Source organism: Rhodopseudomonas infernalis, assembly GCF_022271405.1.
GTDB lineage: Bacteria > Pseudomonadota > Alphaproteobacteria > Rhizobiales > Xanthobacteraceae > Rhodopseudomonas > Rhodopseudomonas infernalis.
The window spans coordinates 1-26005 of record NZ_JAJNAL010000002.1 but is presented as its reverse complement, the minus strand read 5'-3'; the positions used below and the strand labels follow the sequence as shown (position 1 = coordinate 26005).

At 66.6% G+C, this 26005-nt stretch carries 28 protein-coding genes, 1 pseudogene and 1 riboswitch; of the genes and pseudogenes, 17 read left to right on the top strand and 12 right to left on the bottom strand.

Annotated elements, in window-relative coordinates; translation table 11 throughout:
* Positions 1 to 31: 31 nt before the first annotated feature.
* The 5 genes from LPW26_RS01855 to LPW26_RS01835 form a co-directional block, all read right to left on the bottom strand.
* Complete coding sequence (locus LPW26_RS01855) at positions 32 to 1003, bottom strand: branched-chain amino acid ABC transporter permease (RefSeq protein WP_238732542.1); 972 nt, start codon at positions 1001 to 1003, stop codon at positions 32 to 34.
* A gap of 1 nt (position 1004) precedes the next feature.
* The gene (locus tag LPW26_RS01850; protein WP_238732866.1) at positions 1005 to 1868 is read right to left on the bottom strand and encodes a branched-chain amino acid ABC transporter permease; all 864 of its coding nucleotides are present in this window, start codon (positions 1866 to 1868) and stop codon (positions 1005 to 1007) included.
* Positions 1869 to 1919: 51 nt separating this feature from the next.
* Positions 1920 to 2666, bottom strand: coding sequence for an ABC transporter ATP-binding protein (locus tag LPW26_RS01845; RefSeq protein ID WP_238732541.1), 747 nt, complete (start codon positions 2664 to 2666; stop codon positions 1920 to 1922).
* The gene (locus LPW26_RS01840; protein WP_238732540.1) at positions 2659 to 3414 is read right to left on the bottom strand and encodes an ABC transporter ATP-binding protein; all 756 of its coding nucleotides are present in this window, start codon (positions 3412 to 3414) and stop codon (positions 2659 to 2661) included. The genes LPW26_RS01845 and LPW26_RS01840 overlap by 8 nt, the downstream gene beginning before the upstream one ends.
* Before the next feature lie 197 nt (positions 3415 to 3611).
* Positions 3612 to 3959: an ArsC family reductase gene (locus tag LPW26_RS01835; protein WP_238732539.1), complete on the bottom strand. Its 348-nt coding sequence runs from the start codon at positions 3957 to 3959 to the stop codon at positions 3612 to 3614.
* A gap of 224 nt (positions 3960 to 4183) precedes the next feature.
* Here LPW26_RS01835 and LPW26_RS01830 point away from each other — a divergent pair, with 224 nt between their 5' ends.
* The gene (locus LPW26_RS01830) at positions 4184 to 5662 is read left to right on the top strand and encodes a pyruvate kinase (protein ID WP_238732538.1); all 1479 of its coding nucleotides are present in this window, start codon (positions 4184 to 4186) and stop codon (positions 5660 to 5662) included.
* A gap of 279 nt (positions 5663 to 5941) precedes the next feature.
* On the opposite strand, the gene LPW26_RS01825 is transcribed toward LPW26_RS01830, so the two are convergent.
* Together LPW26_RS01825 and fldA are read right to left on the bottom strand one after the other, a co-directional pair.
* Positions 5942 to 6367 carry a DUF2023 family protein gene (locus LPW26_RS01825; protein ID WP_238732537.1) on the bottom strand — a complete coding sequence of 142 codons (426 nt, stop codon included), beginning with the start codon at positions 6365 to 6367 and terminating at the stop codon, positions 5942 to 5944.
* Positions 6346 to 6828 (bottom strand): flavodoxin FldA, encoded by a 483-nt coding sequence (gene fldA, locus LPW26_RS01820; RefSeq protein ID WP_238732536.1) that lies wholly within the window; start codon positions 6826 to 6828, stop codon positions 6346 to 6348. The genes LPW26_RS01825 and fldA overlap by 22 nt, the downstream gene beginning before the upstream one ends.
* Before the next feature lie 734 nt (positions 6829 to 7562).
* Between fldA and tcuA the strand changes: the two genes are divergently transcribed.
* The 6 genes from tcuA to cobJ all read left to right on the top strand — a co-directional run bounded on the left by tcuA (position 7563) and on the right by cobJ (position 13116).
* Positions 7563 to 8909, top strand: coding sequence for an FAD-dependent tricarballylate dehydrogenase TcuA (gene tcuA / locus LPW26_RS01815; RefSeq protein WP_319942153.1), 1347 nt, complete (start codon positions 7563 to 7565; stop codon positions 8907 to 8909).
* Positions 8896 to 10020, top strand: coding sequence for a tricarballylate utilization 4Fe-4S protein TcuB (gene tcuB, locus LPW26_RS01810; protein WP_238732535.1), 1125 nt, complete (start codon positions 8896 to 8898; stop codon positions 10018 to 10020). The genes tcuA and tcuB overlap by 14 nt, the downstream gene beginning before the upstream one ends.
* Positions 10021 to 10140: 120 nt before the next feature.
* Positions 10141 to 10347: riboswitch (cobalamin riboswitch) on the top strand.
* Between the two features lie 111 nt (positions 10348 to 10458).
* Positions 10459 to 11007 carry a hypothetical protein gene (locus LPW26_RS01805; RefSeq protein ID WP_238732534.1) on the top strand — a complete coding sequence of 183 codons (549 nt, stop codon included), beginning with the start codon at positions 10459 to 10461 and terminating at the stop codon, positions 11005 to 11007.
* On the top strand, positions 11004 to 11633 hold the full coding sequence (locus LPW26_RS01800; RefSeq protein WP_238732533.1) for a precorrin-8X methylmutase: 630 nt from the start codon (positions 11004 to 11006) through the stop codon (positions 11631 to 11633). Before LPW26_RS01805 ends, LPW26_RS01800 begins: the two co-directional genes overlap by 4 nt.
* Positions 11630 to 12358, top strand: coding sequence for a precorrin-2 C(20)-methyltransferase (locus tag LPW26_RS01795; RefSeq protein ID WP_238732532.1), 729 nt, complete (start codon positions 11630 to 11632; stop codon positions 12356 to 12358). Before LPW26_RS01800 ends, LPW26_RS01795 begins: the two co-directional genes overlap by 4 nt.
* The gene (cobJ, locus tag LPW26_RS01790) at positions 12355 to 13116 is read left to right on the top strand and encodes a precorrin-3B C(17)-methyltransferase (RefSeq protein WP_238732531.1); all 762 of its coding nucleotides are present in this window, start codon (positions 12355 to 12357) and stop codon (positions 13114 to 13116) included. The genes LPW26_RS01795 and cobJ overlap by 4 nt, the downstream gene beginning before the upstream one ends.
* On the opposite strand, the gene LPW26_RS01785 is transcribed toward cobJ, so the two are convergent.
* A complete protein-coding gene (locus LPW26_RS01785; RefSeq protein WP_238732530.1) occupies positions 13083 to 13865 on the bottom strand; it encodes a cobalt-precorrin-6A reductase in 783 nt (260 codons plus the stop codon). The genes cobJ and LPW26_RS01785 overlap by 34 nt on opposite strands.
* Between LPW26_RS01785 and cbiE the strand changes: the two genes are divergently transcribed.
* From cbiE to cobA, 5 genes are read left to right on the top strand one after another with little or no spacing between them, the layout of a single operon-like run.
* Complete coding sequence (gene cbiE / locus LPW26_RS01780; RefSeq protein WP_238732529.1) at positions 13864 to 15087, top strand: precorrin-6y C5,15-methyltransferase (decarboxylating) subunit CbiE; 1224 nt, start codon at positions 13864 to 13866, stop codon at positions 15085 to 15087. The two genes, LPW26_RS01785 and cbiE, sit on opposite strands and share 2 nt — an antisense overlap.
* Entirely contained in the window at positions 15084 to 15473 is a 390-nt protein-coding gene (locus LPW26_RS01775; protein WP_238732528.1) for a cobalamin biosynthesis protein, read from the top strand. Before cbiE ends, LPW26_RS01775 begins: the two co-directional genes overlap by 4 nt.
* Positions 15473 to 16252, top strand: a complete 780-nt coding sequence (cobM, locus tag LPW26_RS01770) for a precorrin-4 C(11)-methyltransferase (RefSeq protein WP_238732527.1) — start codon at positions 15473 to 15475, stop codon at positions 16250 to 16252. The genes LPW26_RS01775 and cobM overlap by 1 nt, the downstream gene beginning before the upstream one ends.
* Positions 16245 to 17585 carry a cobyrinate a,c-diamide synthase gene (locus LPW26_RS01765; protein ID WP_238732526.1) on the top strand — a complete coding sequence of 447 codons (1341 nt, stop codon included), beginning with the start codon at positions 16245 to 16247 and terminating at the stop codon, positions 17583 to 17585. The genes cobM and LPW26_RS01765 overlap by 8 nt, the downstream gene beginning before the upstream one ends.
* Entirely contained in the window at positions 17582 to 18334 is a 753-nt protein-coding gene (gene cobA / locus LPW26_RS01760; protein ID WP_238732525.1) for a uroporphyrinogen-III C-methyltransferase, read from the top strand. The genes LPW26_RS01765 and cobA overlap by 4 nt, the downstream gene beginning before the upstream one ends.
* 19 nt (positions 18335 to 18353) lie before the next feature.
* Here cobA and LPW26_RS01755 read toward each other — a convergent pair whose 3' ends face one another.
* On the bottom strand, positions 18354 to 19004 hold the full coding sequence (locus LPW26_RS01755) for a LysE family translocator (RefSeq protein ID WP_238732524.1): 651 nt from the start codon (positions 19002 to 19004) through the stop codon (positions 18354 to 18356).
* Positions 19005 to 19344: 340 nt separating this feature from the next.
* On the opposite strand from LPW26_RS01755, the gene LPW26_RS01750 reads away from it, so the two are divergent.
* Positions 19345 to 19755: a hypothetical protein gene (locus LPW26_RS01750; RefSeq protein ID WP_238732523.1), complete on the top strand. Its 411-nt coding sequence runs from the start codon at positions 19345 to 19347 to the stop codon at positions 19753 to 19755.
* A gap of 11 nt (positions 19756 to 19766) precedes the next feature.
* The gene (locus LPW26_RS01745; RefSeq protein WP_238732522.1) at positions 19767 to 20264 is read left to right on the top strand and encodes a hypothetical protein; all 498 of its coding nucleotides are present in this window, start codon (positions 19767 to 19769) and stop codon (positions 20262 to 20264) included.
* Between the two features lie 146 nt (positions 20265 to 20410).
* On the opposite strand, the gene LPW26_RS01740 is transcribed toward LPW26_RS01745, so the two are convergent.
* Positions 20411 to 21055: a glutathione S-transferase family protein gene (locus LPW26_RS01740; protein ID WP_238732521.1), complete on the bottom strand. Its 645-nt coding sequence runs from the start codon at positions 21053 to 21055 to the stop codon at positions 20411 to 20413.
* An 83-nt stretch (positions 21056 to 21138) separates the two neighbouring features.
* Here LPW26_RS01740 and LPW26_RS01735 point away from each other — a divergent pair, with 83 nt between their 5' ends.
* From LPW26_RS01735 to LPW26_RS01725, 3 genes and pseudogenes are all read left to right on the top strand, one after another.
* On the top strand, positions 21139 to 22149 hold the full coding sequence (locus LPW26_RS01735) for a helix-turn-helix transcriptional regulator (protein WP_238732520.1): 1011 nt from the start codon (positions 21139 to 21141) through the stop codon (positions 22147 to 22149).
* The gene (locus tag LPW26_RS01730) at positions 22145 to 22690 is read left to right on the top strand and encodes an AAA family ATPase (RefSeq protein WP_238732864.1); all 546 of its coding nucleotides are present in this window, start codon (positions 22145 to 22147) and stop codon (positions 22688 to 22690) included. Before LPW26_RS01735 ends, LPW26_RS01730 begins: the two co-directional genes overlap by 5 nt.
* A gap of 500 nt (positions 22691 to 23190) precedes the next feature.
* Positions 23191 to 23315 (top strand): annotated as a pseudogene (locus LPW26_RS01725) (transcriptional regulator); the annotation flags it as partial.
* 82 nt (positions 23316 to 23397) lie between these two features.
* Here LPW26_RS01725 and LPW26_RS01720 read toward each other — a convergent pair.
* Positions 23398 to 24054, bottom strand: a complete 657-nt coding sequence (locus tag LPW26_RS01720; protein WP_238732519.1) for a transglycosylase domain-containing protein — start codon at positions 24052 to 24054, stop codon at positions 23398 to 23400.
* Between the two features lie 90 nt (positions 24055 to 24144).
* The gene (gene guaA / locus LPW26_RS01715; protein WP_238732518.1) at positions 24145 to 25767 is read right to left on the bottom strand and encodes a glutamine-hydrolyzing GMP synthase; all 1623 of its coding nucleotides are present in this window, start codon (positions 25765 to 25767) and stop codon (positions 24145 to 24147) included.
* Between the last annotated feature and the right edge of the window lie 238 nt (positions 25768 to 26005).

Here is a 26005-nt window from a genome sequence, read left to right as displayed (position 1 = left end):
TCGGGCTGTTCGCTATGGTCGAAGCGACGCCCTACAGCGACCGTTTGAAGTAGTGCCCGATCTCGCCGATGATGCCGCGGCGGAAGGTCAGCACGCAGGCGACGAAGATCACACCCTGGATCACCGTGACCCATTGGCCGAAGCCGGCGAGATATTGCTGCATGGCGATGATCACGAAGGCGCCGACCACCGGGCCGAAGATGGTGCCTAGGCCGCCGACCAGCGTCATCAGCACGATTTCACCCGACATCGACCAGTGCACGTCGGTCAGCGACGCATTCTGCGCGACGAACACCTTCAGCGCGCCGGCGAAGCCCGCAAGCGTGCCTGACAGGATGAACGCCATGAGCTTGTACTGGTCGGTCTTGTAACCGAGCGAGATCGCGCGCGGCTCGTTCTCGCGGATCGCCTTGAGCACCTCACCGAACGGCGAGTTGATGGCCCGGTAGATGATCAGGAAGCCGAGCAGGAACCCGGCCAGGATCATGAAATACAGCGTGGTGGCGTTCTGCAGGTCGATCACCCCGAACATCTTGCCTTGCGGGATCCCCTGGATGCCGTCTTCGCCGTGGGTGAACGGCGCCTGCAGATAGATGAAGTACAACAGCTGCGACAGCGCCAGGGTGATCATCGCGAAGTAGATGCCCTGACGGCGGATCGCGATCAGACCAGTGATCACCGATAGCCCCAACGCGGCTGCGGTGCCGACGATGATCGCGAGTTCCGGCGACAGATCCCAGACCTTCAGCGCATGCGCGGTGACATAACCGGCGGTGCCGAGAAACATCGCGTGGCCGAACGAAAGCAGGCCGCCATAACCGATCAAGAGATTGAAGGCGCAGGCCAGCAGCGCGAAGCATAGCCCCTGCATCACGAAGAACGGGTACACCCCGGTGAACGGCACGATCACCAGAACGGCCGTCATCAGCGCGAAGGCGATCATCTCGTCACGCACCGGACGGCGCGTGGTGGTCGGAACGGATTGTTGGGTGATCGAGGTCATGTCAGGTTGTCCGTCCCGTCAGGCCCGAGGGTTTTACAAGCAGCACCAGCACCATCAGGACGAACACGACGGTGTTGGAGGCCTCGGGGTAGAAATATTTGGTCAGGCCTTCGATCACGCCGAGCGCAAAGCCGGTGATGATCGAGCCCATGATCGAGCCCATGCCGCCGATCACCACCACCGCGAACACCACGATGATCAGATCGGCGCCCATCAGCGGCCGGACCTGGTTGATCGGCGCCGACAGCACGCCGGCGAGCGCGGCGAGACCGACGCCGAGGCCGTAGGTCAGCGTGATCATCCGCGGCACGTTGATGCCGAAGGCGCGGACCAGCGTCGGGTTCTCGGTGGCGGCGCGCAGATAGGCGCCGAGTTGCGTCCGCTCGATCAGGTACCAGGTCAGCAGGCAGACCACGAGCGAGAACACGACCACCCAGCCGCGATAGATCGGCAGGAACATGAAGCCGAGATTGATGCCGCCGCGCAGCTCTTCGGGGATCGCGTAAGGCAGGCCGGACGAACCAAAATAGTTTTGGAACAGGCCCTGGATGATCAGCGCGACGCCGAATGTCAGCAGCAGGCCGTACAGATGATCGAGCCCGGACAGCCATTGCAGCAGCGTCCGCTCCATCAGCATACCGAACGCGCCGACAATCAGCGGCGCCAGGATCAGCGCCCACCAATAGCCGATGCCGAACAGGTTCAGCAGGAAGTAAGCGCAGAACGCGCCCATCATATACAGCGCACCGTGGGCGAAGTTGATGATGTTCAGCATGCCGAAGATCACGGCGAGGCCGAGACTCAGCAGCGCATAGAACGAGCCGTTGATCAGCCCGACCAGAAGCTGCGCCAACAAGGCCTGGATATTGATCGACATAGGGTTTCCAGCTCTCAGCGAGAAGTCACGTCAGCGGCGTCAGACGCCGAGATAGGTGTGCAGCTTGTCCATGTTGGCTTCGAGTTCCGAATTGGAGAAGCCGTCGATGATCTTGCCGTGCTCGACCACGTAGTAGCGGTCGGCCACCGTCGAGGCGAAACGGAAGTTCTGCTCCACCAGCAGGATCGTGAAGCCTTCCTTCTTCAGCCGCGCGATGGTGTGGCCGATCTGCTGGATGATCACCGGCGCCAGACCTTCAGTCGGCTCGTCCAGCATCAGGAAGCGCGCGCCGGTGCGCAGAATGCGGGCGATCGCCAGCATCTGTTGCTCGCCGCCGGACAACTTGGTTCCCTGGCTGTTCAGCCGCTCGCGCAGGTTCGGGAACAGTTCGAAGATCTGCTCCTGCGACAGGCCGCCCGGCCGCACCTGCGGCGGCAGCATCAGATTTTCGCGCACGTCGAGGCTGGCGAAGATGCCGCGTTCCTCCGGGCAGAATGCGATGCCGCGCTTGGCGATCTTGTCGGACGATGCGCGGCTGATATCGTGGCCGTCGAACGTGATGGCGCCGGTGCGCTTGCCGATGATGCCCATCACCGACTTCAGCGTCGTGGTCTTGCCGGCGCCGTTGCGGCCGAGCAGCGTCACCACTTCACCGGTGCGCACCTCGAAATTCATTCCGTGCAGAATGTGGGACTCGCCGTACCACGCTTGCAGATCGCGCACGTTGAGCAGCACGTTGCCGCTGGCCGCGGGCGCGGTGCGGTCCAAAGTCGTCGCCTCAACCATGGCCCGCTCCGAGATAGGCTTCCTTGACGCGCGCGTCCTGGGTCAGGTCGTTGTAATGGCCTTCGGCCAGCACCTGTCCACGGGTCAGCACGGTGATCACGTCGGACAGATTGGCGACGACGCTGAGATTATGTTCGACCATCAGGATGGTGTACTTCGCCGAGATCCGCTTGATCAGCGCGGCGATCTTGTCGATGTCCTCGTGGCCCATGCCGGCCATCGGCTCGTCGAGCAGCATCATCTCGGGATCGAGCGCCAGCGTGGTGGCGATCTCCAGGGCGCGCTTGCGGCCGTACGGCATCTCGACTGCAGGGGTGTCGGAAAATTCGCTGAGGCCGACGTCGTCGAGCAGCTCGCGCGCGCGATCATTGTAGCGGTCGAGCACGCTCTTGGACCGCCAGAAATCGAACGAATGGCCGTGCTGGCGCTGCAGTGCGACGCGCACGTTTTCCAGCGCGGTGAAATGCGGGAACACGGCGGAGATCTGGAAAGAACGCACCAGCCCGAGCCGCGCGACGTCCGCCGGCGCAGCTGCGGTGATGTCCTGTCCCTTATAGAGAATCTTGCCCGCTGACGGATGCAGGAACTTGGTGAGCAAATTGAAACACGTCGTCTTGCCGGCACCGTTGGGGCCGATCAACGCGTGGATATGCCCACGGCGCACGCGCAGATTGACGTCGCGGACCGCAAAGAAGCCCGCAAACTCCTTCGTCAGCCCGTGCGTCTCGAGGATGATGTCATCGGCCAAGTAGCACTTCCCCCTGCCCGGTCCGCGGCGGAGGCACGTCCGCGGCCGAATTTTTGTTACTGTCGGTGTCGCCACGCCGTCTCCGGCGAGCCGCCCGTCGATCTGCGGCGGACTATGCCGCTATTCGCCAGCCGTGCGCAAGATGCAATGCAGGCCAGCGTTAGTGAGCTGTCGGTTGTGGAAAAAAACCAGTCAGATCAGGTCAGCGCCTCTTCGTAAGCGTCCGGCCGGAACCCCACCAATAGCTTCGTGCCCTTCTGCAGCACGGGGCGCTTGATCATCGACGGTTGCGCCAGCATCAGGGCAATCGCCTTGGCCGCCGTCAGCCCCTCCTTGTCTGCATCGGGCAGCTTGCGGAAGGTGGTGCCGGCGCGGTTGAGCAGCGTCTCCCATCCGACCTGCTCCGCCCATCGCTTCAGGTGCGCCTCGTCGATGCCCGCCGTCTTATAGTCGTGGAAGTCGTACGCGACGCCGTGACCGTCGAGCCAGGCGCGCGCCTTCTTCATGGTGTCGCAGTTCTTGATGCCGAAGATGATGACGGACAAGCGGAAGCCTCGGGTTCGCAGGGTTGGCCGCATTCAGGCCGCGCGCGCTGTTGCCGTCAAGCGCCGCACCGCGGACGCTGTGGACAGCGGGGCAGCGGGCGTCGGCCGGCGTGCGCATAAGGTCGCAGACGCAGGCCGTCTCGCTGTCACAGGAGTTACATCAACGGCTCCTAGAGCGGGCTGACGCGGTTCGTTCCGGCCGTGTCTGACCAAGCGAGCCCGCCATGTCGACCGAAATTGAGCGCCTGAAGCAGAAACTCGACCGGCTGATCGCCGACATCGAGGCCGATAGCCGTCCGCGCATCGAGGCCTGGGCCGGCAGTATCCATCGTCCGACCTTTCCCGCCAGCGCCTCCAATCTGGCGCATTATCTGGCGCTGCGTCAGCACGACCTGCGCCCTTTGCAGCGCTCACTTTCGGCGCTCGGGCTGTCCTCGCTCGGCCGGCTCGAGAGCCGGGTGATGCCGACGCTGCACGCCGTCCGCGCCACGCTGGGCGAACTCTGCGGCGAGCCGCAGGCGGTGCGTCCCTCGTCGCGGCAATTCTTCGCCGGCGAGCACGAGCTCGAACTGCGCAGCGAGGAGATGTTCGGCGTGCCGGCGAGCGGCCGCTCGACCGCCCTGCTCGTCACCTGCCCGAGCGAAGCCGCCGACGATCCGTCGTTCATGCTCCGGCTCGCCGAGCGCAAGGTCGAGGCGGTGCGGATCAATTGCGCGCATGACGACGCCGCGGCGTGGCAGCGCATGATCAATCACCTGCACGTCGCCGAAGAAACCACCGGCCATCGCATGAAAATCCTGATGGACATCGCAGGGCCCAAGATCCGCACCGGCGCCGCGCGTGCCCCCGAGGGCCGCGAACGCATCCTCACCGGCGACCTGATCGCGATCGTGGCCGAGGGCTCGTTCCACCGCATCGATCTGGCCGATGAGCATTTCGCGATCGAATGCACGCTGAGCGATCCGTTGATCAACAGCGCGGTCGGCGCGCGGGTGTTCGTTGACGACGGCAAGCTGTGCATCCGGATCGAACGCAAGACCGCGTGGGGCCTGATCGGCCGCGTGACCTCGACCTCCGACAAGGGACTGCGGCTGAAGCCGGAGAAAGGCCTCAACTTCCCGGATACGCTGCTCGATATCCCGGCCCTCACCGCCAAGGACCGCGACGATCTCGACTTTGTCGCCGAGCACGCCGATGGCATCGAGTTCTCCTTCGTGCAGTCGGTCGCCGACGTCGAGACGCTGCAGACCGCCCTCGCCGAACGCCGGCCGGACGACTGGCGCAAGCTGGCGCTGGTGCTGAAGATCGAGACGCCCGAAGCGGTCGCCAATCTGCCGGACATTCTGGTGCAGGCCGCGGGCCAGCAGCCGACCGCGGTGATGATCGCGCGCGGCGATCTCGCGGTCGAAATCGGCTTTGCGCGACTCGCGGAGATGCAGGAGGAGATCTTGTGGATCGGCGAAGCCGCGCACGTCCCGGTGATCTGGGCGACGCAGGTACTCGAACAATTGGTCAAGAAGGGCACCCCCTCGCGCGGCGAGATGACCGATGCCGCGATGGCGGCACGCGCCGAGTGCGTGATGCTCAACAAGGGGCCGTATCTGTTCAAGGCGATCACCGAGCTCGACAATCTGCTCGGCCGCATGGCCATCCACCAGCACAAGAAGACGCCGCAGCTCCGCAAGCTGCAAAGCTGGGGCTGAGGCCGCAGCGCTGTTCTTCGATCCAGATCGAGCGCGCCCGGTTCGTCACCGATCTAGAGCATTTCTACCTTTGATAGAAACACGGCCGTCATCATGAGGTGCCCGCTGGGCCGCGCTGTGCGCGGCTGCGGGCCTCGAAGGATGAGCCGCATATCCCTTGGCCGCATCCTTCGAGGCGCGCTACGCGCGGGAGCGCATGCGGCCGCCCGGAAGCTTACCGGACCATCGCAACGCTTCTCGCCGCACAGCGACGGGCGCCGCACCACGGCGCCCGGTTTGTTACAGGGCCAGACTCTGCTGATCCGTAAGCGCGAGCGGCGGTGCGGACGGCAGCGCCACGGCGGCCTCGTCCGCATCGGCGCCGCAACGCCCCAGATAACGTTCGCACTGCATCTCGCGGTCGTAGCCGAGCAGAACGCCGAGGATGAAATCATGCTCGGCGGACAACTCGCACAGCGGCCCGATCAGAAAGCGGCCGACCGCCTTGACCGCCAGCGTGCTGCCGAACACCACATTTACCCGATCCGGGCAGGCCTCGTGGACGTGATGCGCGATGCCGCGATTTTGCAATCGCGCGATCACCGGTGCTGCGGCGTCGGCCGTCATGGTCATCAAGGCCAGCGGCCGCATTCCCTTCGAGAGTTCGTACAGATGATGATTGAAGATCTGCAGCGATGCGTTGCTCAGATCAGCCGACTGACCCATTCGGAGATCCTCTTCTCGGTCTTCGATGACTGATTGTCCTGATCCAGTGGCAGGCCGACGAACTGCCCGTCGCGCTCGGCCTTCGACCCGGTATGGTCATAGCCCGATGTGGGGGTGAAACCGACCACCGTCGACCCTTGCTCGACGACGAGATCGTACAGAACCCCCATCGCATCGACGAAGCAGTCGGGATAATTGACCTGATCGCCCGTACCGAACAACGCCACCTTCTTGCCGCTGAGCCGGGCCTGTGTCAGCTTGTCGAGATGGGCCTCCCAGTCGGCCTGCAAATCGCCCGCTCCGTAGGTCGGCGATCCGAGAATCAGCAGACTGCAATTCTCGAAGTCGGCGACGCTTGCCGTCTTGATATCGATCGCGCGACCATTGGTGTGTTTTGCAATGCGGTTCGCAACCGCTTTCGTGGCTCCGGCATCGGAGCCGAAAATGACGTTCACGCTCATGGGTCTCTAAGTGGTTCGAGGATAATTCGAGAAGCCGCAATCGCATCCGATGCTCAGCGGCGCTCTCCAAAACGAAGTATCCGGACCCTAGTGCCCGGCCTCTCTCGCCTCAAACTTAAATAATCATCTTCTGCGCAAGTTTTGATCAGACTATCACTTTACTAATTCCAAACTAACTCCACGAACGCACGACCGATCGACGATCGGTACGAATTCACCTCATCCACGGCCGAACGGCACCCGCAATTACCGATGAATTTTGATCGCACGCAATTACGCCAGACTGATTCAGGTGGCCCAATACCTGCCGGATTTCTCAGCGGAGATTCGAGAGTGCTGCAATCACCATTGCAGCCTAGCAGGCGATGAGGCGGCCCGCGGTCATGTCGCAGCCATTGCCTTCGTGACGCGCGACAGGAGAGCTCCGGCTCGTCGGGGGCTCCTCAGATCGCAACGCAAGACGGCGCACCGAACCCAGAATAATCAGCCGTCCGAATTGCCCGCATGTCGCCTCGACTGAAGAGCGCGGACGGCCCCCGGCCTGCAATCATACAGGTGGGCGATTCTGCGTGCTGCTGACGACAGGATAGCCGCGCTCTCCGGGCTCGCTGGCGCGGGTCACGTCGACACGCGCATCGGCACGATTGACAAGCGTCGCCACGCCGGCCCTAAGACGGTTCAGCATCCGCTCGTTCGGACATTCCCGCTCGAGCCATTACTCGGTACGCAGGATCGTGGTGCAGGTCGCTGGGGGCGCGGTGAATTCGACGTGGGATGTCGTGGTGGTCGGTGGCGGAATTGCCGGGCTGTGTGCGGCGATCACCGCGCGTCGGCTCGGCGCCTCGGTGCGCCTGCTCGACAATGCCCCTGCCGCCTTGCGCGGCGGCAACGCACGCCACGCCCGGAACTTCCGGGTTGTGCATTCGGTTCCGACGCCCTTTGCGCCCGACAACTATCAGGCCGACGAATTTCTCGCCGAGATTGACGCCATCACCGGCGGCGCACCCCATCGCACTTTGGCCGAACGCCTTGTCGCCGGGTCGGAGACGCTGGTGCCTTGGCTGATCGATAACGGCGTCTCGATGCAGCCGCCGTCCGTTGGCGTCGTGCCCTATTCGCGCCGCACGGTGTTTCCGCTTGGCGGTGGCAAGGCGATGATCAACGCGCTGTATCGCACGGCAGCCGCGCTGGGGATCGTATTCAGCAGCGACAGCGATGTTCGCGGGCTTCGCGAAGCCGCGTGCGGATGGATCGTGGAGATCGGCGGCAATGGAAGCGCCCCCTCCGAGGTTGAAGCCCGCACCGTGATCGTTTGCGCCGGCGGGCCCGGCGGTGATGCTGCCTGGCTTCGGGCGCATCACGGCGCGAGCGGCGACGGCCTCATGATACGCGGGATGCCTTTTGCCGACGGGCGATTACTGGAGCAGTTGTTCGCGATGGGCGCGAGCGCCGTCGGCGACCCGAGCGTCTGCCACATGGTGGCGGTCGATGCGCGCGGGCCGCGGTTCGACGGCGGCATCGTCACCCGGATCACCGCGATCCCCCATGGCATGGTCGTGGACGCCTCCGGCGCGCGGATCGACGCGGCCGGCGCCGGACAGGAACCGACACATTATGCGCGCTGGGGGCCGCGGATCGCCGCGTGCGACGGCCAGACGGCCACTCTCATTCTCGACTCCGACGCCCTGCGCCGCGCCGCGCCGCAAGCCTTCGCGCCGATCGAGGCGGAGTCGGTCGGGTCTCTGGCGACCGCGCTCGGCTGCGATCCGGCCACGCTCCACGCGGCCGTGACTTCCTTCAACGCTGCGCCGCCACCCGGCGCACGCCCGCTGACGCGCGCGCCGTTCGCGGCCTATCCGATGCGCGCCGGCATCACCTTCGTGCACCATGGCGTCGCGGTGGACGATGGGTTGCGCGTGGTGTGGGCGGATGGACGCGTCCACGACAGTCTCTATGCCGCCGGCATGATCATGGCCGCCAATGTGCTGCGCCGCGGTTATCTCGCCGGCCTCGGTCTTACGCTGGCGGCCGTGTTCGGTCGCCTCGCCGGCGAGGAGGCCGCACGCCATGTCGCCCGATGAACTCACCGCGGAAGCCGAACGCCAGTTCCGGATCTGCACCGCGTGCATGTATTGCGACGGGCTGTGCCCGGTGTTCCCGGCGATCGATAATCAGCATCGCTTCGAGCTCAGCGATCTGAACTATCTCTCCAATCTTTGTCACAACTGCCGCGGCTGCTGGACCGCCTGTCAGTACACGCCGCCGCATCCCTTCGCGATCAATCTGCCGGCGACGCTGGCCGCCGTGCGGCAGCGGTCTTATGCGGACTATCTGTGGCCGGCCGCGCTGGGGCACGCGTTTCGTCGGCCCTTTCTCAGCACCGCCCTGATGGTCGGTGCGGCGCTGTTGTTCACGCTGGCTGCCGTACTGCTCTCGACCTCGCCGGCGGCGCTGCTGACCGCCGATGCCGGCGCGGGCGCGTTCTATCGCGTGCTGCCGTGGCCGGTGATGGCTGGTGCCGCGGGTGCGTCGCTGCTCTGGGCAGTGCTATGCATTGCGCTGGCGACGCTGCGCTACTGGCGTGCGATCGCGCCGCCGCTGCCGGCGGGCGCGATCCTCCGGGCGATCCGCCCCGCCTTGCGCGACATCGTCACGCTGCGCCATCTCGGCGGCGGCGGACCAGGCTGCAACGACGTCGACGACACCCCCTCGCATCGACGCCGGATCGCTCACCACGTGATGGTCGCCGGGTTCATCGGCACTCTGCTCTCGACCATGGTGGCGGCGATCTATCACCATGGCTTCGGCTGGCTCGCACCCTATCCGCTGTTCAGCCTGCCGGTGATGCTCGGCGGAGTCGGCGGCGTTGCGATGTTGGTCGGGATCGGCGGGCTGCTGACAATCGAGCGGCGCGCCGACAAGCAGGCGTCCGATCCGCACGAAGTTCAGCTCAACGTCGCGTTCCTGATCCTGCTGGCGCTGGTGACGCTGAGTGGCCTCGCCGTGCTGGCGCTGCGCGACACGGCTGCGATGGGCGGCCTGCTGAGCCTGCACCTCGGGCTGGTGTTCGGCTTCTTCCTGGTGCTGCCGGTCACCAAGGCGATCCACGCCCCGTTCCGGGCCGCCGCGCTGTTGCGCGCCGCGGCTGAGGCGGCCGCGGCCAATCCGAGCACCGGGATGCGAGGCGACTGACCGGTTCCGGGCCATGGGCGCCCAAGGTCTTGATCTATCGCAAGCGCAGGCGAATTTATTGTGCCGGAGCGGCCCGCCACTTGGCGGCAAGCTCGATTGACACCCCGTGGTTTTCAGATCAAACATCCGCCTGCCGACGGTTCCTGTCTTCGGACGGGATGAAAAGGGAATATCGGAAGCCGCCATCCTGACCCGGATGCGACGTGCCGAAGCTGCCCCCGCAACTGTGAACGGCGAGCCATCGCAACATGCCACTGGATGCGTCCGGGAAGGCTGCGCTGGCGACGACCCGTGAGCCAGGAGACCTGCCGTCGCCTGCTGATTGACGCCATTTCGGGCGGGGTGTTCCGGAGTGAAGTTCGGCCGTTCGGAGTGCAGGTCCGTTCGCCGGTTTCGCATCATCGCCAGAGGCGATGATCAACCGACGGATCCGGCGCGATGCCGCTCTCGATTGTCAGCCCGAACGGGCGCGACGGATGCGATCCGGCGCCAGCCGACGCGCGTCCGGCTGATCTCGTGGTGATCGCCGGCTCCGATGCCGAGCTGGCCCGCTACGCGCATGCGTGGCACGGCGCCGGCCGCGAACTGCCCGCTTTGTATCTGGCGAATGCGCTGCGCCTGACGCCGCGTCAGGACGATCAACTGCGTGCGGCCGTCGCCGCTGCGCGCGGCGTGCTGATCCATCTGCCGCCCGGCCTCGCCGAACGGCAGCGCAACCTCGACGCCATCGCAGCCTCGGCCCGCGCGCAGAACATCGCGCTCGCGGTCGTCACCGGCACGGACGACGCGCCTACCGAGCTCGACGCCCTGTCCAACATGCCGCGCACCACGCTGCGCCGCCTCGCCGCGCTATGCCGCCGTCCGGATGCGCGCTCTGCCCGCGCTGTGCTTACCCAATTGTCGCTCTCCGCCGGACTGTCGATCGAGCCGTGGCTCGATGAGCCGGCGGTCGCGGTTCCCGAACAAATCCGCGGAGAAGCGCGATGAACTACGTCTACGAGACCAACGGCGACGCGATCTATCGCCAGTCCTTCGCCATCATCCGCGCCGAGGCCAGGCTGGCGCGCTTTGCGCCGGATGCCGAGACGATCGCCGTCCGCATCATCCACGCCAGCGGCATGGTCGATGTCGCCGACGATATCGTGTTCCACGGCGACTTCGTCGCCGCGGGCCGTGCGGCGCTGCGCGCCGGCGCGCCGATCCTGTGCGATGCGCGGATGGTCGCCAATGGCGTCACCCGCACGCGGCTGCCGGCCGACAACGAGGTGATCTGCACGCTGGGCGATCCGCGCGTGCTGGCACTCGCCGCCGAACTGAAGACAACGCGCTCGGCCGCCGCGCTCGAACTGTGGCGCGATCGGCTGGACGGCGCCGTGGTGGCGATCGGAAACGCGCCGACCGCGCTGTTCCGCCTTCTCGAAATTCTCGCCGAGCCCGGCGCGCCGAAGCCCGCCGCGATCATCGGCATTCCGGTCGGTTTCGTGGGCGCCGCAGAGTCCAAGGAAGCGCTGCTCGAAGCCGCACCCGTCCCCTGCGTCGTGGTGCGTGGCCGCCGCGGCGGCAGCGCGATGGCGGCGGCGGCGATCAATGCGCTGGCGAGCGAACGCGAATGAGCAAGCCCACCGTCTACGGCGTGGGCGTCGGCCCCGGCGATCCGGACCTGATGAGCGTGCGCGCCGCGCGGCTGGTCGGCGCCGCCAAGGTCGTCGCTTACTTCCGCAAGGCCGGCCGTGCCGGCCATGCGCGCACGATCGTCGAAGGCCTGCTCGCGAGCGATGTCGTCGAGGAGCCGCTCGACTATCCGGTGACGACCGAAATCCCGCTCGACGATCCGGCCTATGCGGCGACGCTGCGCAGCTTCTATGAGCAATGCGTCGCGCGGCTGTCGGCGCATGTCGCGGACGGCCGCGATGTCGTCGTGCTGTGCGAAGGCGATCCGTTTCTCTACGGCTCGTTCATGCATCTCTACGACCGGCTGGTCGGCGCCGTGCCGGTCGTGGTGGTGCCGGGCATCTCCGGCATGGCGGCCTGTTGGACCGCGAGCGGCACGCCGATTACTTATGGCGACGACGTGCTGTGCGTGGTGCCGGCGACGCTGCGTGCGGACCGGCTGGCCGAAGTAGTCCGGACGGGCGACGCAGTGGTGATCATGAAGCTCGGCCGCAACCTGCCGAAGGTGCGACGCATCCTGCAAGACGTCGGCCTGCTCGACCGCGCGATCTATGTCGAACGCGGCGCGATGGCCGGCGAAACCGTGCTGCGCCTTGCCGACAAGCCCACCGACGACGCGCCATATTTCTCGATGATCCTCGTCCACGGCCAGGGGCGACGGCCATGAGCGGATCGCTAATTGTCGTCGGCCTCGGCCCCGGTGCGCCGGAACTCATCACGCCGGAAGTCACCGCCGCGCTCGCCGCCGCGACCGATCTGGTCGGCTACGCGCCCTACGTGGCGCGCGTCGACGCCGCGCCCGACGTGCGCCGACATGCCTCGGATAATCGCGAGGAGATCGACCGTGCGGCGTTCGCGCTGAAGCTGGCGGCCGATGGCCGCCGCGTCGTCGTCGTCTCCTCGGGCGATCCCGGCGTATTCGCGATGGCGGCAGCGCTGTTTGAGGCGATCGAAAGCGGCGAGCCGTCGTGGCGCGATCTCGATATCCGCGTGCTGCCCGGCGTCAGCGCGATGTTCGCCGCCGCGGCGCGGATCGGCGCCCCGCTCGGCCACGATTTCTGCGCCATCAATCTGTCGGACAATCTCAAGCCGTGGACCACCGTGGAGAAGCGGCTGCGGGCAGCCGCCGAAGCCGACTTCGTGATCGCCTTGTACAACCCGATCTCGAAGGCGCGGCAGTGGCAGCTCGAAGCGACCTTCGCGCTGCTGCGCGGCATTCATCCCGCATCCGTGCCGGTGATCTTCGCCACCGCAGTCAGCGCACCGCAGGAGCGGATCGACGTCGTGCCGCTCGGCGATGCGCAGCCGGACCGCGCCAACATGCGCACCGTGGTGATGATCGGATCGTCGCAAACCCGCATCATCGAGCGCGCAGGCGGCACGCGCTTCGTCTACACGCCGCGTTCGGTCGGGCTGCTGTCGTGAGCGAGCCAGTCCATCACATCGGCCACGCTGGCGACGGTCGGGCGCGGCAGGATTTGCGGCCGGCGCACCATCACCACCGGCAGCCCGAGATCGCGTGCGGCCTCGATCTTCGCCACCGCGGCGTCGCCGCCGGCGTTCTTGGCCACGACAATGTCGATGCGATGCGATGCGAGCAGCGCGCGATCGCTGGCCCGATCGAATGGTCCACGCGCGACCACGACGTCCACCTGCGTCAACGGCAACGGCCCACGCGGCGGATCGACCAACCGCACCAGATAGGCATGTTGCTGAGCGACGGCGAACAGATCGAGGTTCTGCCGGCCGATGCCGAGAAACACCCGACGCGGCTCCGCGCCGAGCGCGACAGCCGCTGCCGGCAGGTTATCGACCTCGATCCAACGATCGCCGCTCTGCGCCTGCCACGGCGCGCGTTCGAGTGCGAGCAGCGCGACACCAACGGCGGCGCAGGCTTCCACCGCGTTGCGGCTCATCTGCGCCGCGAACGGATGCGTGGCGTCGACCACGCGCGCAATCCGTTCGGCTCGCAAGTAATCGATCAGTCCGGCGACGCCGCCGAAGCCACCGATGCGCGCCGGGATCGACGGCAGCTTCGGCGTCTCGGTGCGCCCGGCAAACGACAGCACCGCGTCGATACGCGGCTCAGCCGCAACGGCCGCGGCGAGACGGCTTGCATCGGCGGTGCCGCCGAGGATCAACAGACGCAGGCGCGGGTCGGAGCGAGGTGTCATGGCGACCAGCGATGACACGACGACACCGTGGCTGTCCATCGTCGGAATTGGCGAGGACGGCCTCGAAGGCCTGTCCGAGAAGGCGCGCACGCTTCTGGCGCAAGCCGAGTTGCTGATCGGCGGCGAGCGCCATCTGGCGATGGTGAGTTCGCTGGGCAAGCCGACGCTGCCCTGGCGCGTGCCGTTCGCGGCGTCGCTGCCCGAGGTGTTGGCGCAGCGCGGCCGCCGTGTCGCCGTGATGTGCTCCGGCGATCCGTTCTGGCACGGCGCCGGCGCCGTCCTGGCGGATCATCTCGCGCCGGAGGAATGGACCGCACTCCCCGCGCCCTCGACCTTTTCGTGGGCCGCGGCGCGGCTCGGCTGGCGTCTAGAAAACACCATCACGCTTGGCCTGCACGCCCAGCCGATCGCTGCCCTGCGATCCTATCTGCGGCCGCAAGCACGGCTGATCGTGCTGCTGCGTGACGGCGCCGCGGTCGCGCAGGTCGCATCCTATCTGACGACGTCGAAATTCGGCGGCTCGCAGCTCACCGTGCTCGAAGCCCTCGGCGGTCCACGCGAACGAGTCCGGCGATCGAATGCCGCCGACTTCGTTCTCACGGATATCACCGCGCCGGTCGCGCTCGGCATCGCGGTTGCGGCCGAGCCCGATGCTGCGATCCTCCCCGTCACGGCGGGCCTGCGCGACGCATTGTTTCAGAGCGACGGCCAACTCACCAAGCGCGAGGTTCGCGCCGTGACGCTGTCGAGCCTCGCACCTATCGGCGGCGAATTGCTGTGGGACGTCGGCGCCGGCTCGGGCTCGATCGGCATCGAATGGCTGCTGGCCGCACGCAGCAACCGCGCGATCGGCATCGAAGTGCGCGCGGATCGGCTGGCGAATGCTCGCGCCAACGCCGAGGCGCTGGGCGTGCCGCATTTCGATCTTCGGCTCGGACAGGCGCCGGACGCCCTCGCGGATCTGCCCACGCCGGACGCGGTGTTCGTCGGCGGCGGCGCGAGCCGGCCGGGCGTGCTTGACGCCGCATGGCAGGCGCTGCCGCAAAGCGGGCGATTGGTGGTCAACGGCGTGACGCTGGAGAGCGAAGCGCTGCTGATCGCCTGGCACGCGCGCCACGGCGGCGACTTGCTACGGTTCGGCGTCGAGCGCGCCGCGCCGGTGGGAGGCCTCACTGCGTGGCGCGCCGCGATGCCGGTGGTGCAATGGAGCGTCCGCAAATGACGCGCGTCGTGATCGGCCTCGGCTTTCGCGCGGCGGCGCCGCAGGCGTCCATCGCCGAAGCGATCGATGCCGCGCGTGACGCCGCGATGCCCGCACGACCGACGCTGCTCGCCGTGCCGGCCGACAAGAGCACATATCAGCCGTTGATCGCTGCGGCAGCGCACGCCGCCCTGCCCTGCGTGGCGATCGACGAGCCGGCATTGCGGCAGGCATCCACGCACGTCGCAACCCATTCCCCACGCGTGATCAGCGCCCGCGGCGTCGGCAGCGTCTGCGAAGCGGCGGCGCTGGCCGCGGCCGGGCCGACGGCGCGCCTTGTCGTCTCTCGCCTGCTGTCGCGCGACCGCCAGGCCACCGCCGCGGTCGCGATCGAGGAGACCAACTGATGACCGTCCACTTCATCGGCGCCGGCCCCGGCGCTCCGGACCTGATCACCGTGCGCGGGCAAGACCTGGTGCGGCGCTGTCCGGTCTGCCTCTACGCCGGATCGCTGGTGCCGCGTGAGATCATCGCGCAGTGTCCGCCGAACGCGCGCATCGTCGATACCGCGCCGCTCGATCTGGACGCCATCACAGCCGAGTTCGTCGCCGCCGATCAGGCCGGCCAAGATGTCGCCCGGCTGCACTCCGGCGACCTCTCGGTGTGGAGCGCGATGGGCGAACAGATCCGCCGGCTCGAGGCGCACGGCATCGCCTACACGGTCACGCCGGGCGTGCCCTCTTTCGCGGCTGCTGCGGCAGCGCTCGGCCGCGAACTCACACTCCCCGAAGTCGCCCAGACCGTGGTGCTGACACGAACGTCCGGCCGCGCCTCTGCGATGCCGCCGCGCGAAACGCTCGAGGCCTACGCTGCGACCGGCGCGACGCTGGCGATCCATCTGTCGATCCATGTGATCGACAAGGTCGTCGCGACGCTGCGCTCGCATTACGGCGACGACTGCGCGGTCGCGGTCGTGGTGCGCGCGAGCTGGCCCGAGGAACAGATCATTCGCGGCACGCTGAATTCAATCGCCGCGCAGGTCGCGGCCGCGGGGATCGATCGCACAGCGCTAATCCTGGTCGGCCCCGCGCTCGCGGCAAGGGATTTCCGCGACAGCGCGTTGTACGACGCGGGCTACGACCGGCGCTATCGGCGCTCCGCGCAGGACGACCGCGCCAGTGACTGATCATAGCTTCACTCATCCGCGCGGACTGATCATCGCCGCGCCATCGACGAACAGCGGCAAGACCACCGTGACGCTGGCGCTGCTCGCCGCGTTGCGCCGACGTGGCCGCGTCGTGCAGCCCTACAAATGCGGGCCGGACTACATCGACCCGGCCTTCCACGCCGCAGCGGCGGGCCGGCCTTGCTACAATCTCGACTCCTGGGCGTTCAGCCGCGGACGCATCGCCGCGCTGCTGGATGCGGCGCGGGATGCTGATCTCACGATCGCCGAGGGCGTGATGGGCCTGTTCGACGGCGGCAGCCATCCCGGCGCCTGGGGCCATGGCGCCACCGCCGATATTGCGGCCGCGACCGGATGGCCGGTGGTGCTGGTGATCGACGTCGCCGGCCAGTCGCAATCCGCCGCAGCTGTCGCGCTGGGCTTCGCACAGTATCGACGCCACGTAACCGTCGCGGGCGTCATCCTCAACAACGTCGCCAGCACGCGCCACGAAGCGCTGGTCCGCGCCGGCTTCGCGGCGCATCCGATTCCGATCCTCGGCACGCTGGCGCGCCATACCAGTCAGTCGATCAAGAACCGTCACCTCGGCCTCGTGCAGGCGCGCGAGCATGATCAGCTCGCGGATCGGCTCGATGCGCTGGCGACGCTGGCCGAGCAAGGCATCGACCTCGCCGCGCTCGAACAGGCGGCGCGACCGTTGCGGTTCGACACGCCCGCAACGCCGGCCTTCATGCCGCCGGGCCAGCGCATCGCGCTCGCCAGCGACGACGCGTTCTCGTTCATCTATCCGCACCTCCTCGCCGGCTGGCGCGCGGCCGGCGCCGAGATGGTGCCGTTCTCCCCGCTCGCCGACGAAGCGCCGGACGATAGCTGCGATGCAGCCTGGCTGCCCGGTGGCTATCCGGAGCTGCACGCTGGCAGGCTCGCCGCGGCATCGCGTTTCATGACGGGCCTGCGCCGCTTCGCCGAGACGCGGCCCGTCCACGGCGAGTGCGGCGGCTACATGACGCTCGGCGCTGGCCTGATCGATGCGGCCGGCCAGCGCCACGCCATGGCCGGCCTGCTCAGCCTGGAAACCGACTTCGCCCAGCGCAAGCTGCATCTCGGTTATCGCGTCGCCACGCTGCACGCGCCGGCCGCCGGGCAACCTGCCGGCGCCGTGCTACGCGGTCACGAGTATCACTACGCGCGCGTGCTCTCGGTTGCCGACGAGCCGCTCGCCCATATCCGCGACGCATCGGGTGCCGCGACCGCGGAGACCGGCAGCCGCCGCGGCCACGTCACCGGAACGTTCTTCCATCTGATCGACAGCGCGCAGGAGATTGCCGCGTGACCCCGGCCTCTCCAACCTCATCCTTCGCCCCTGGCACCGTGGCGCTGGTCGGCGCCGGGCCCGGAGATCCCGATCTCCTGACGCTACGCGCCATCCAGCGGCTGCAAGCCGCGGATGTCGTGCTGTACGATGACCTCGCAGGCGAGGACTTCATGTCCTTTGTCGGGCCCGACGCCGAACTGGTCGCCGTCGGCAAGCGCGCCGGCCATCCCTCACCGCGACAGGACGAAGTCAGCCGATTACTTGTCGCCTACGCGCGCAGCGGCAAGCGCGTGGTGCGGCTGAAGGCCGGCGACCCGACCGTGTTCGCGCGATCGGACGAAGAACTGCGCGCGTTGCGCGACGCCGGCATCGCCGTCGAGATCGTACCCGGGATCACCACCGCGACCGCCGCCGCGGCGGCGCTCGGCGCTTCGCTGACGAAACGCGGCGTCGCGCGCCGCGTGCAGCTCGTCACCGGGCACGATGTCGACGGCCGCCTGCCCGGGGATCTGGATATCACCGCGCTCGCCGACCCCGCCGCCACCACCTGCATCTACATGGGCAAGGCGACCTTTCCGGCCTTGGTCGAGCGCCTGCTCGCGCACGGGCTCGATCCGTCGACACCCGCCGCCATCGTCGAAAGCCTCGGCTCGCCGGCGATGCGCGTCAAGCACGGCAGCATCGTCGAGATCGCCGAGCTGCTTGCAACCGATCGCCCGCACGGCGCCTGCATGATCCTGTACGGATCTGCGTTGGCGCAGGCCTGACCGTCCGGGCGCCCGCCGCTCAGCCCCTTCGCTCGAACGCCAGCCGCAGGCCGAAGCCGATCAGGACGGCGCCGGTCAGCCCATCGATCCTCCGCGTGAATCCGGGCCGGCGCAGCAGCCGCGCGAACGGCTGCGTCGCGGCAGTCAGAGCCGCAAACCACAGCAGCCCCATCGTGCCATGAAGCGCCGCGAGACCGACGCTGAACGCAACCACCGGCACGTCGGCCGGAATGAACTGCGGCAGGAAGCTGACGTAAAACACGCCGACTTTCGGGTTGAGCAGATTGGTCAGCATCCCGCGCCAGAACCAGCCCGATCGCGACGTGCGCGGCATGTCATCGCCGACCGCCTCAAGCGCCTGATGCGCCCCGGGGTGAGACCGCAGCGCCGCGCGGATCATCTGCGCGCCGAGCCAGATCAGATAGGCGGCGCCGGCGATCTGCAGCAGCCGATAGCCGATCTCCGACACCGCCAGCAGCGCGCCGAGCCCGAGCGACACCAGCAGCCCCCACGCCAGCACGCCGGCCGATACGCCCGCCCCCGCCGCCATCGCCGACCGTGCGCCCTCCACAGTCGCGGTCCGCAGCACCAGCGCCGTGTCTAAGCCCGGTGTGATCGTCAGCAATGCGGCCGCGATCGAGAAAGCAACGACAGCAGAAATCGGATCCATGGCGTCCCTCAACGATCAGCACGATGCGTCGACAGCATAATCGACCACGGCCGGCCGAGCAGCTTGGTCAGCCGCTCGACCGCGGCGGCGCTCGCACCCGTCAACGTGTCGGGTCGTTGTGTGCGCTCTACCCGTCCCGGCAACTGCTCAGCGCGCGGGTGTCGGCATTGCTCGACTAATTGAAGCAGTCATGCCCGACAGGCACGCCGGACGAACTGGCAGTTTTTATCTGAAAGAAGGAGCGCAGGTTAATCACGCCACGAATTTTCGTTGCGCAACTCAGATATTACAACTATAGGTTGTGTCGCCAATTTTGGCAGATCTGCAAAGGAGCAGACCCATGTCACTCGGCGTAAGTCCCGACAATTGCACGGTTTTCATTCAGCTTTGGGTCGACATCAACGCCCTCGTGGTCGGCAAGATCAGCGGCTGCTACGGGGTCGATAATCTGCAGGGGAGCGGAGAAGGCACCCCCAACCTGAACTCCAAGGTGGCCACCAACACCAGCGTCTGCTGGCAGGTGCTGCCGATCGATCCGCAATACGCCGGCACGCTGTCGATCACGCAGATCTCGGCGCCGTCCGGCTGGCAGGATCAGCCCGCCCCCTACTCGAAGGGGCAGGACATCTGGACCGGCACCGTCAGCAAGTCGTCGACGAGCGGCAACATCGTCCAGAGCCTCGCCGTCAACTACAACTACGGCGCCCAATCCTGGAGCGGTGAGTTGCCGCTGACCGTCAGCTTCAAGTAGGAGGACGCACAATGGCCAACGCAAACATCGTGGTGAATATCGCCGTCGACGTGAACTACGTCTACTCGCAGAAGCCGGGCTCCTACCTCGGTGCGGGCATCTACATGATGGACAATCATGTGGTGAGCGGCAGCAGCGGCGAAGGTACGCTCGAATTGACGGTCGCAGGTTCGGCCGGCCAATCGGTCGCGTTCAACGCCTTCGCGATCAACCAGCTGCAAGGCACCAACGCGGTCGTCACCATCCAGGGCTTGCAGCAGTCCTCGGGCACCAACGTGTTCGGCAACCAGGGCTGGCCCTCAGCCCAGACCCCGCCGGCCCCGTATCAGTTCCTCGGCTATCTGATGAAGTCGGGGCAGATGACTTACCAGATCAAGATCGGCGTCTCGCCCAACGGCGTGATCTTCCCCACGCAATACTACACCTGGGATCCGTTCTTCAAAGTCGGCACCAACCTGGCCTTTCAGCAATTCAAGGACGCGCCGCGTCTGTGGGCCGACCAGGACTAGCTGCCGCATCGTGCGGCGGGTCTGACATCCGGCGCAACCCAACATCGTCCCTTGACCGCCAGCATGCAGGTGCTGGCGGTCAAGGTGCTGGCGACGCCGAAGATCGCGTCCCGTGGCACGGCCGGCCGCGCTGACATTGTCGTCGTTCAGCCTTCGGCCGCGGCGGTCTGCTGCGCCACCATCTCGGCATCGGCGGCGGTGATCCGCTGAAATGCCGGCCGCGACGCGATCCGCTCGGCGTAGCGCACGAACACATCCCTCTTCGGCACAAGGCCGAACGTCAACGTCCAGTTGAACGCGATCCCCCACAGCACATCCGCGGCCGTGAAGCGGTCGCCGAGCAAATATGGCCCGGTCGCAAGCTGCGCTTCGAGCGCGCCGAGCATCGTGTCGTAGTCGGCATAGGGCGACATCGCGATCGGAGCCGGCTCGCGCTGCATGAACCTGTCGACCACGGCCGGTTCGAACGACGAGCCGTAATAGGCGATCCAGCGCAGATACGGCCCGCGCAGCGGATCGTCCGGCGACGGCGCGAGGCTGGCCTGCGGAAACAGATCGGCCAGATAGATCGTGATGGCCACCTGTTCGGTGACAAGCGCGTCGCCGCGGCGGATCGCCGGCACCTTGCCGAGCGGATTGACGGCGAGATAACCGGGCTGACGCTGCTCCCCGGCCTTCATGTTGAGCACATGGAGATCGTAGGGCGCGCCCAGTTCCTCGAGCAGTACGCGCGTGCCGGTCGCGCGGGTCTGCGGCGAATAGAACAGGGTCACTCGGTTCGGATCGGTCACGGCGCTCTCCATCTGCAGCTTGCGAGGCGACCATCGTAGCAACCCATACCTGACATCCTGTGTCAGGTATGGTTCAATGAATCATGCGCGCGAGCCGAATGTTCTCGATCCTCACCGCCCTGCAGGCCAAGGGCCGAGCCACTGCGCCGGAACTGGCCGAGGCTTGCGAAGTCTCGGTGCGCACGATCTATCGCGACATCGACGCACTCGCCGCGTCGGGCGTGCCGGTCTACGCCGACCGCGGCGCGGACGGTGGCTATCGGCTGCTCGACGGCTATCGCGTGCGGCTCAACGGGCTGTCGCAGAGCGAGGCCGGCGCGCTGTTCCTCGCAGGCCTGCCCGGCCCCGCCGCGGCGCTCGGGCTCGATGCGGCGATGATCGCCGGGCAGAACAAGCTGATGGCCGCCCTGCCGGCGAACCTGCGCGAAGACGCCGGCCGCATGCAGGAACGCTTTCACCTCGACGCGCCCGGCTGGTTCGGCGAGGCCGAACAACCCGAGCACTTGCGCGTCATCGCCGGCGCGGTGCTGCGCGGGACGCTGGTCGAGATCCGCTACCAGAGCTGGCGCGCGCAGAAGCAGCGCCGCATCGCGCCGCTCGGCCTCGTGCTGAAAGGCGGCAGCTGGTATCTGGCCGGACAGGTCGACGGCAGCGTCCGAACCTATCGCATCGCCCGCGTGCTGGACTGCCTGCCGCTCGACGACCGCTTCGCGCGTCCGGCCGATTTCGATCTTTCGGCCTACTGGCAAAGCGCGACGCTGCGGATGGAAGCCGAATTGCACCCCAACGTCGCGACCGTCCGGCTGTCCCCGCTCGGCTTGAAGCTGCTGAACGCGCTCAGCCAGCCCTACGTCAAAACGCGCACGCAACTCGACGATGTTGCCGATGCCGATGGGTGGCGGGTCGCAAGGATCCCGGTCGGCACAACGTCGTGGCATGCGGCGGCTGAATTACTTCGACTCGGGCCTGAGGCGGAAGTGCTCGAGCCGGCGGAGCTACGGGAGACGATGGCGGAGATGACGCGGGCGATGGCGACCAGATACGGCGCTGCGTCGCCAACAGTGACATCGAGGGGAGCAAGCGGGCTTGATTAACAGACGGGTGGTGATATCGGGCTGCTCAGGCGGGGGAAAGTCGAGCCTGCTCGCCGAGTTGAAGGCGCGAGGCCACCGCGTGATCGAGGAGCCCGGACGCCGCATCATCGCCGAGGAAACGGCCGGCTGCAGCAAAGCCCTGCCTTGGGTCGACCTTCCCGCTTTCCTCTGTCGCGCGATCACAATGGCGCTGTCGGACCACGCGAACGCTGCAGAGCACGACGGCTGGACATTCTTCGACCGTGGGCTGATCGATCCGGTCTCGGCGCTGCAAGCCTTGACCGGAGAGGAACTGCTTTGCTCGCTCGGCACGGCGCATCGCTATCATTCACTGATGTTCATGGCCCCGCCTTGGCCCGAGATCTATGTGGCGGATGAAGATCGCCGCCACGACTTTGAAACCGCCGTCGCCGAGTACGAGCGCCTGATCACGAGCTATCCAGCCTTGGACTACGAGGTCCTGCCCCTGCCGAAGACAACCACCGCAGCCCGAGCCGATTTCGTCCTGTCCTTACTCGGCATCAGCAGCTTCCCCACGTGATCGATCACCTCTTTACGCGCACGGCCAGCGGGCCAGACAAAGCCGCGGCACGGAAGATACAGAACGTGACATTCCGAACGGCAACTCTCAGAACAATGACGGTTGACGCCTGGTTTGCACGCATCGAGCGGGCTGTCTCGTAGAGCTGACGGACGGCTGGGTGTGCCCCAACTACACGGGAGCTGCAGCGGGGGCGTGAGGGCTGTTGATCAATTGACGACAGCCTTGGCGCAGCCCAATTGCCGGACAACGAAGACGGCGAGCAGCGTAGCGAACGCTTATTGTCGTTCGTTCTGCGCGCGCTGATCGATGACTGACAACCCATACAGAAACTTTCGAGTGAGAGCCGCAGCCTCCATCGGTGGAAGAGATAACCCGCCGATTTGCCGCCAAACCTGCGATTTGCCCGCACCGCTCGGCGCCAGGGCTTCCAATGGGCCGCATTGATCGCCTTCTATCGCCACGCCTCAGCGGACATAGAGATCGAGATGGGCACGAGCATGAACCCAGTCGCGTCGCGGCGAACGATCCGTCGCGAGCAGCTTCGGAAGATCGTGCGGTTAGCGGACAGCACCATATTCGAGATGGAGCAACGGGGCGCTTTCCAAAGCGCTTCTACCTGACGGCGTCGTAGCGCGACGGCAGGAGATGGCTACCGAGCTGTTGCGCCCACACCGACGCTCGACATCCGCCCCAACTCGTTGGGCTCATTGCCGACACCCTTCGAGCCAAACATCCGAAAAGCCCGCAGGCGCACACACTCCGGCTGCCAGACGCTGGATACGGGCGGCGCGTTCGTCGAGCTTAGCGTCGCTTCGAACGAGATCGTATGAAGCCGGTGCTATCAGCACCGCCGTAAGCCGTATGAACTCAGCTTCGGCCAGTTCGGCTGGAGGGCGCCCATAGATCGCGGAACTTGCCGAATGGAAGCCGACCATCCAGCCATTCGGACCGTTTCCCATTTCCAGCGTCTCCAGCCACAGGGCAAGGATCTGCTCCTTGGAAAGACGCCTCTCCAGCCCAAGTGCATAGCCGGTCTGGCGTATCTTGCCGATGCCGGGATGAAATTCCTCAAAGGCGAGCCGCTTGGCAGCCGATTGAGTGATGGTGGTCAACCCAGCGCCTGGGGTCGAGAAATCTACTCCGGGATGCGTTGAAAAATTCGGGTCTTCGACGGCGAGCAGGATAGCTCGGTGGACGGCCCCCAGGGAGTCGCCACCGCGACCTTGAGCAATCAGCGCGTCGGCACGAGCGCGCAAGCCTTCTGCATCCGATAGCGCATCCCAGTATCCCTTAGCGCCATAACCGACGAGGCCGACCAGCAAGAGAGCGAATGCAACGCCCGCAAATTTAAGTATCCGCATCATTCGATCCGCTATCCTAAGATTCGCCCCCAAGAATTCACTTGCTAAAAATTCATGGCGTATAATCGGCGGCGTTCGGATCGGCCTGAATCATTCCCACTCAATCGTCCCCGGCGGCTTGCTCGTCACATCGTACACCACCCGGTTGACCCCCTTCACCTCGTTGATGATCCGCGTCGCCGTCGCGCCCAGGAACGCCATCTCGAACGGGTAGTAATCCGCCGTCATGCCGTCGGTCGAAGTCACAGCGCGCAGTCCCACCACGTACTCATACGTCCGCCCGTCGCCCATGACGCCGACGGTCTTGACCGGGAGTAGCACGGCGAAGGCCTGCCAGATCTTGTCGTAGAGGCCGGCTTTGCGGATCTGGTCGATGTAGACGGCGTCGGCGTTGCGCAGGATGTCGAGCTTCTCGGCGGTGATCTCGCCGGGGCAGCGAATGGCGAGGCCGGGGCCCGGGAACGGGTGGCGGCCGACGAACACGTCGGGCAGGCCGAGCTCGCGGCCGAGCGCCCTCACCTCGTCCTTGAACAGTTCCCGCAGCGGCTCGACCAGCTTCATGTTCATGCGTTCGGGCAGGCCGCCGACGTTGTGGTGCGACTTGATCGTCACCGACGGGCCGCCGGTGAACGACACGCTTTCGATCACGTCCGGGTACAAAGTGCCCTGCGCCAAAAAGTCGGCGCCGCCGACCACCTTGGCCTCGGCGTCGAACACGTCGATGAACAGCTTGCCGATGATCTTGCGCTTATGCTCCGGATCGGTGACGCCCTTGAGCGCGCCGAGGAAGGTCTCGGACGCATCCACGTGGACCAGCGGGATGTTGTAGTGGTGGCGGAACAGGTCGACGACGGTCTTGGCCTCGTCCTTGCGCAGCATGCCGTGATCGACGAACACGCAGGTGAGCTGATCGCCGATCGCCTCGTGGATCAGAACCGCGGCGACCGCAGAGTCGACACCGCCCGACAGGCCGCAGATCACCTTGCCGCTGCCGACCTGCGCGCGGATTTTCTCGATAGCTTCCTCGCGGAAGGCGCGCATCGTCCAGTCGCCGGTCAGGCCCGCGACCTTGCGGACGAAGTTGCGCAGCAGTTTAGCGCCGTCCGGGGTGTGCACCACCTCGGGGTGGAACTGCATCGCGTAGAACTTGCGGGTGTCGTCGGCGATCACCGAGATCGGCGAGCCCGCCGCCTTGGCGACGCCGCGAAAACCTTCGGGCAGCTTGGTGACGCGGTCGCCATGGCTCATCCAGACGTCGTATGTGCCGCCCTTCTGCCAGACGCCGTCGAACAGCGCGCAATCATCAGTGATCTCGATCTGGGCGCGGCCGAATTCGCGGTGATGGCCGCCTTCGACGGTGCCGCCGAGCTGCGCCGCCATGGTCTGCTCGCCGTAGCAGATGCCGAGCACCGGCACGCCGGCCTCGAGGATCGCCATCGGCGCGGTCGGCGCGTTGTCGTCCAGCACCGAGGCCGGGCCGCCGGACAGAATCACGGCCTTGGGCTTCATCTCGGCGAAGGCGGCTTCGGCCTTCTGGAACGGCACGATCTCGGAATAGACGCCCTCCTCGCGGACGCGGCGCGCGATCAGTTGCGTCACCTGAGAGCCGAAGTCGACGATCAGGATCTTCTCGTGGATCGCGGCGACATGCGGCGAGGTGTCGGCACCGGAGGGGACGACGGACGAAGCGGAAGATGGGTGGGGGGCTGTCATGGGCAGCAAATACGCGACCGCAGCGCGGCTCGCAACGGGGAAATGCCGCCGGGCACAGGCTCGCTCACAGGCGACCCCCAACCTCTCCCCATGCACGGCGCAACCTCTCCCCGCGCGCGGGGAGAGGTCGGATTGCGCAGCAATCCGGGTGAGGGGGCACTTCCGCGCGGCCGAGATTCCGTGCCTGCGTGGGGGGCGCCCCCCCCCCCCCCCCCCCCCCCCCCCCCCGGGGGGGGCC